The following is a 5,511-nucleotide window of genomic DNA, read 5'->3' on the forward strand; positions in this document are numbered from 1 at the left end:
GAGGTTGTTGTAGGCGCGCTGTTCGACGGCGACGTGACGCTGGTCTCGTCCTTCGCCGACCGAAACGATGACGCGGTTTGGTGCTGCCTGCATGACCTTGCCGATCATGCCGTTCTTGACGCCGAGGGTAGTGTCGTTCTTGAGGAAGACGATCTGATCGCCGGCATCGAATTGGCGCATGCCGTCGGCCGTTCGGAAGGCGTGCCCATCGCCGACGATCCCGCGCTCGACCAACGTGGCCCTGGCCATGTCGTTAAGCATGCGCACGTCGCGGCGCAGATGCGCGAGCATCAGCGTGGTCTTCGCAGGATCGTAATCGCGGTTCCAGTCGGCGATCAGCTGTTCGACCGCGTCAGCCTTCAGCGTCGATCCGTGCAGCCGGTCATGGGTGCCAAAGGCAACGAGTGCAGCAGCGACGTTACCGCGCGCCAGATCAAGGGAGGCAGCCCGCATCCAGTCTTCACGCTGGCGGTAGATCGTCTCGAGTTCGGCATAACCGATGCGATCGGCAATCGCCCGGAAGGCCGCACCGGCCTCGATCGGCTGCAACTGATCGGGGTCACCGACGAGAACCAATTTGGCACCCGCCCTGACCACGGCCTCGACAAAACCGGCCATCTGCTTTGAGGCGACCATGCCGGCCTCGTCCATGACGAAGATCGTCCTGGCATCAAGGCCGTGCCGACCGCGTTGCCAGCGCAGTTCCCAGGAGGAGAGCGTACGGCTTTGAATGCCGGCTTCCATCTCCAGTCCCTCGGCCGCCTTGCCCGCGAGCGCGCCACCAACGACGCGATAGCCAGCTGCTTCCCATGCTTCCCGCGCCGCCTTCATCATCGTGGTCTTGCCGGCGCCAGCGCGGCCGACGATCGCAGCGATCCGCACCGGAGCTGCGACATGCTCGATTGCGGTCTTCTGCTCATCCGAGAGACGCGCGTGGCGGGCGAATGTCGCCTCCAGCACTTGCCTCGGAACGCTGTGCGAGGTTTGCCGCGTGAGCCAAATAGCGCGATTGGCCATCTCCGCTTCGAGCGCGATCATCGCCCGCGTCGTATAGCGCGCCGGGACGCGTTCGCCGGTGGCAAAATCGATCGTGTCGCGCTGCAGGCGCAGCACCTCGGACTGTTGGAGAATGCGCGCCATCAACTGCTGGAAGAGGCTGGGATCGTCGACATAGCGATGCAGCACCTTGGCGATGTCTTGGTTGTTGAAAACGCTTTTCTCCCGCGTGATCAGGTCGAGCGCGGCCGTCGGATCGCGAAGGATGCGGCGGGTGTTCTCAGTGCGGCGCGCCTCGTTCAGTTTGAACCGTTCGAGCTCTGGCCGGACGCCTTGGCTCTCGGCCTTACGCTCGATCGCCTTGGCGCCAACGCCGAGGTGGATGGTCGGTTCGAGCTCGATACCCTGCTTCTCGTAGGAGCGACCATCGACCCGCAGCGAAATTCCGTTTAGCGCCAGATGATGATTCTGGCGCTCGAACCAGCCATCGCGGAGCGCATTGAACTCGGCAGCACCTCCGGCCCATAGTTCGTAGACGATTTTGCCCGCTTTGGTCTTCAGCGGCTGGCCGTCCTCGCCCGTCACCGCGACCTTCTTGGCCCCGAAACCGTCCTCGGCCAGCGGCCGCAATGTCGTCATCAGATGGATATGCGGATTGCCGGGATTGTCATGGTAGACCCAATCGGCAACCATGCCCTTCGACTGCACGTGTTTGTCGACAAAGTCGCGCACCAGCGCGATGTTCTGCTCGGCGGTCAGTTCGACCGGCAGTGCAATCGTCAGGTCCTTGGCGAGCTGCGCATCGGTGCGTTTCTCGAAGGCCTCGACACGGTTCCAGAAGGCTTCCGATGCGCCCGAAACCGCGCGATCGGCAATCAACGTCCGCGCCCAGTCCGGCGCATCGGCCGGCAGCGCAAACTCCTCGTGCAGCAGGCCCTGCTTTCGGGTGTAGTCGATCGTGCGCGCCTCGCGCTCGTAGTCCATTTTCGCGCAGTGCCGATAGGCCGCCGACAGCACGGAGCTGCGGCCTTCGCCGCGGCTGACGATGCTGACGGAGAAATGGGCAATGGCCACGGTGCGAGAAACTCCCGGTTCAGACCTCGTTCTCTCGTAAGAAGCGGCCCCGCCAGGGTGGCAAAACGAGACGTCGCGACAGCGACGTATAATTGCGCCCTTGGATCCGCTCTCATCGAGCGGCGGGATCATGCCGCAAAGCGTCGGCTTTGCCGACATGCAGATCTGCACCTTGGCCTGACGGCCCTTTCAGGGGAGTCTGTCGCTGCTGACGCACCACCAGAGACCGAGGAGTTGCAAACGGAATGAAGAAGCCATCATCGAAGATCAGGGAAGAAATCGCCCGACTGCAGGAACAGCTCAAAGCCGCCGAGACACGCGAGGCTGAACGGATCGGTCGTGTCGCACTGAGGGCGGGCCTGGGCGAAATCGAGATCGACGAGACCGAGCTACAGGCGGCGTTCGAGCAGGTTGCGCACCGGTTTCGCGGAGGCACCGGAGCGGCGACCGGGAAGAAAAATGCCGGTGATGGCAGGTCCAGTAGCGCATCGGCCGCGAAGGACGAGACTGGCGCGGCTCAGAGCAGCGCTGGCGAGGCTTGAGCGGATGGGGCGGACAATTGCGAACGATGCCCGGAAGAAGGACACCCGTGAGAAGATCGAGCTCGGTGGCCTGATCGTCAAGGCCGGGTTGCGCTACGAGAAACGAGCGCTGTTGCTCGGGCTGCTGATTGATGCGGCCGGACGCATTCGGGGCGATGACAGCGAGCGGGCGCGATTGACGGCGATCGGGACGGAGGCGTTCGGCCATGTCGCTGAATAGACTGTTGCTGGCCCTGCTGCCTGCGACGATCATGATCGGAGCAACCATCCCTGTTCCCGGGATCGAGCAGTGGCTCGCAGGCTTCGGCAAGACAGCGCAGGCGAAGCTCATGCTCGGTCGCGTCGGTCTGGCGCTTCCCTATGCGATCGCGGCCGGCGCCGGGTTGATTTTTTTGTTCGCGGCGAATGGTGCTGCGCACATAAAGGCTGCGGGCTGGAGCGTCGTGATCGGGAGTCTGGCCGTTGTGCTGGTCGCCGTCTTGCGCGAAACGATGCGGCTCCTTGGCATCGGCGCAAGCGTGCCAGTTGGCCAATCCGTCCTCTCCTATGTCGATCCATCGACCGCGATCGGCGCGGCCGCTGCGATGCTCTCCGGCATCTTCGCGCTGCGCGTTGCGGTCAGTGGCAATGGGGCATTTGCGAGAGCCGAGCCACGGCGGGTTCGGGGAAAACGCGCCGTCCATGGCGACGCCGACTGGATGAGCATGACGGAAGCGGCAAAACTCTTTCCGGAAAGCGGCGGTGTCGTCATCGGAGAGCGTTATCGCGTCGATCGCGACAGCGCAGGAGCAAGGTCGTTTCGCGCTGACAGCGTCGAGAGCTGGGGCACCGGTGGCAAGTCACCATTGCTCTGCTTCGACGGCTCGTTCGGCTCGTCGCACGGCATCGTCTTTGCCGGCTCCGGCGGCTTCAAGACGACATCGGTGACCGTGCCGACCTCCCTCAAATGGGGTGGCAGTCTGGTAGTGCTCGATCCGTCCAGTGAAGTTGCGCCGATGGTCATCGATCATCGCCGCAAGGCCGGTCGCAAGGTGATCGTGCTTGATCCGGAGACGCCGGCGATCGGCTTCAACGCGCTTGACTGGATCGGTCGTTTCGGCAGCACGAAGGAAGAGGATATCGTTGCGGTTGCCACCTGGATCATGACCGACAATGCGCGGGCGCCATCGGCGCGCGACGACTTCTTCCGGGCCTCCGCCATGCAGTTGCTTACCGCCCTGATCGCCGACGTTTGCCTCTCCGGCAATACCGACCAGAAGGAGCAGACACTGCGGCGCGTCCGCGCCAATCTCTCGGAGCCAGAGCCGAAGCTGCGCGAGCGGCTGACACGCATCTACGAAGGCTCGGAATCCTTGTTCGTCAAGGAGAACGTCGCGGTGTTCGTCAATATGACACCCGAGACGTTTTCAGGCGTCTACGCCAATGCTGTGAAGGAAACGCACTGGTTATCCTATCCGAACTATGCGGCGCTGGTCTCGGGCAACAGCTTCTCTACCGACGAGCTCGCAAACGGCGAGACCGACATCTTCATCGCGCTTGACCTAAAGGTGTTGGAAGCGCATCCGGGCCTCGCTCGCGTCGTCATCGGATCGTTCCTCAATGCGCTCTACAATCGCAATGGCGAGGTGTCAGGACGAACGCTCTTCCTGCTCGATGAAGTCGCCCGACTTGGCTATCTCCGCATTCTCGAAACCGCGCGCGACGCCGGCCGCAAATACGGCATCAGCCTGACGCTGATCTTCCAGTCGATCGGCCAGATACGCGAAGCCTATGGTGGCCGTGACGCTAGCTCGAAATGGTTCGAGTCCGCGTCGTGGATATCCTTTGCGGCGATCAACGATCCGGAGACGGCTGACTATCTGTCGAGACGCTGCGGCGAGACGACGATCGAGGTGGATCAGATGAGCCGCACCTCCCAATCGTCCGGTTCGTCGCGCTCGCGATCGAAGCAGCTGAGCCGCCGGCCCCTGATCCTGCCCTACGAGGTCATGCGCATGCGCGGCGATGAGCAGATCGTGTTCACCGCGGGTAACCCGCCGCTCCGCTGTGGCCGCGCGATCTGGTTTAGGCGTGAGGACATGAAGGCATGTGTGAAGCCGAACGCGTTCTTCCGCGATACCGCGCAGAAGCAGTGAGGTTCGTCAAGTCGCGTCAGTGGGCGCCTCATCCAGCAGCCCATCGAAGACTTCGAGCAGCGCGTTGGTGATCGCCTGCCCCAGAGCATTGCCGGCGGCCTGCACATCATCCTCCGTGCCGTCGCGCGCGGCCTGAGCAAGCTCGAAGCCCTGCTCGCCGACAATCTGTTTGGCGACTTCGATTGCCCAGAGACCGAAGTCGCCGCGGCTTCCGATTTGAATGGTATCGTCCATAGTGAACCCTCTGATGTCCTGGATTCGCCATACATTCTTGGCGCGGCAAATTCCAGTTGCCTCAGAGCGAGACTCTAGCTGGACGCGTCCGAAGCAATTTCGGATCGTTGACGGCAGCCGGAGAGGACGTTCGCCGGGCAGCTAGCTGTGGAAATAGGGGCGATTGTGAGGATTGCGTAGCGACGGAGCGGTGACATCAACGCTAACAGGTGGGAGTGTCTGCCGTCACACGAAGAGGGGCACAATGATATGACCACCACCAATGAAATCGCAGACAAAATCGCAGCTGACCATGGCCTGACGAAGGCGCAAAGCAAAACGATCGTCGAGGCCGTGTTCGCCGCAATCACGACCGCCGCCACATCCGGCGCCGAGACGTCGATCCCTTCGTTCGGGAAGTTCAAGGTGAAGGCAACGCCCGAGCGCGATGCGCGCAATCCGGCTACGGGCGCAATGATCAAGGTGGCAGCTGCGAAGAAGCTGTCGTTCCAGTCTGCCACGGCGCTCAAGGATGCGATGAACACGTAACC

Annotated in this window: 6 protein-coding genes; 4 read left to right on the top strand and 2 right to left on the bottom strand. The window is 62.6% G+C overall.

All coding sequences use genetic code 11. The features are described 5' to 3' along the window. Positions 1 to 2,070 (bottom strand): Ti-type conjugative transfer relaxase TraA (gene traA, locus EM858_RS26905; protein WP_127758570.1); only part of this gene is annotated, 2,070 nt, incomplete at its 3' end. A 245-nt stretch (positions 2,071 to 2,315) separates the two neighbouring features. On the opposite strand from traA, the gene traC reads away from it, so the two are divergent. The 3 genes from traC to traG are packed head-to-tail and all read left to right on the top strand — an operon-like array spanning position 2,316 to position 4,747. Further along, positions 2,316 to 2,612, top strand: coding sequence for a conjugal transfer protein TraC (traC, locus tag EM858_RS26910; protein ID WP_127758571.1), 297 nt, complete (start codon positions 2,316 to 2,318; stop codon positions 2,610 to 2,612). 4 nt (positions 2,613 to 2,616) lie between these two features. Next, positions 2,617 to 2,832, top strand: coding sequence for a type IV conjugative transfer system coupling protein TraD (locus EM858_RS26915; RefSeq protein ID WP_127758572.1), 216 nt, complete (start codon positions 2,617 to 2,619; stop codon positions 2,830 to 2,832). Continuing rightward, complete coding sequence (traG, locus tag EM858_RS26920) at positions 2,819 to 4,747, top strand: Ti-type conjugative transfer system protein TraG (RefSeq protein WP_127758573.1); 1,929 nt, start codon at positions 2,819 to 2,821, stop codon at positions 4,745 to 4,747. The genes EM858_RS26915 and traG overlap by 14 nt, the downstream gene beginning before the upstream one ends. 6 nt (positions 4,748 to 4,753) lie before the next feature. Here traG and EM858_RS26925 read toward each other — a convergent pair whose 3' ends face one another. Then, positions 4,754 to 4,981 carry a hypothetical protein gene (locus EM858_RS26925; protein WP_127758574.1) on the bottom strand — a complete coding sequence of 76 codons (228 nt, stop codon included), beginning with the start codon at positions 4,979 to 4,981 and terminating at the stop codon, positions 4,754 to 4,756. A 249-nt stretch (positions 4,982 to 5,230) separates the two neighbouring features. Here EM858_RS26925 and EM858_RS26930 point away from each other — a divergent pair, with 249 nt between their 5' ends. After that, entirely contained in the window at positions 5,231 to 5,509 is a 279-nt protein-coding gene (locus tag EM858_RS26930) for an HU family DNA-binding protein (protein WP_127758575.1), read from the top strand. Positions 5,510 to 5,511 lie beyond the last annotated feature (2 nt).

This window comes from Agrobacterium sp. CNPSo 2736 (assembly GCF_004005385.1).
GTDB lineage: Bacteria > Pseudomonadota > Alphaproteobacteria > Rhizobiales > Rhizobiaceae > Agrobacterium > Agrobacterium leguminum.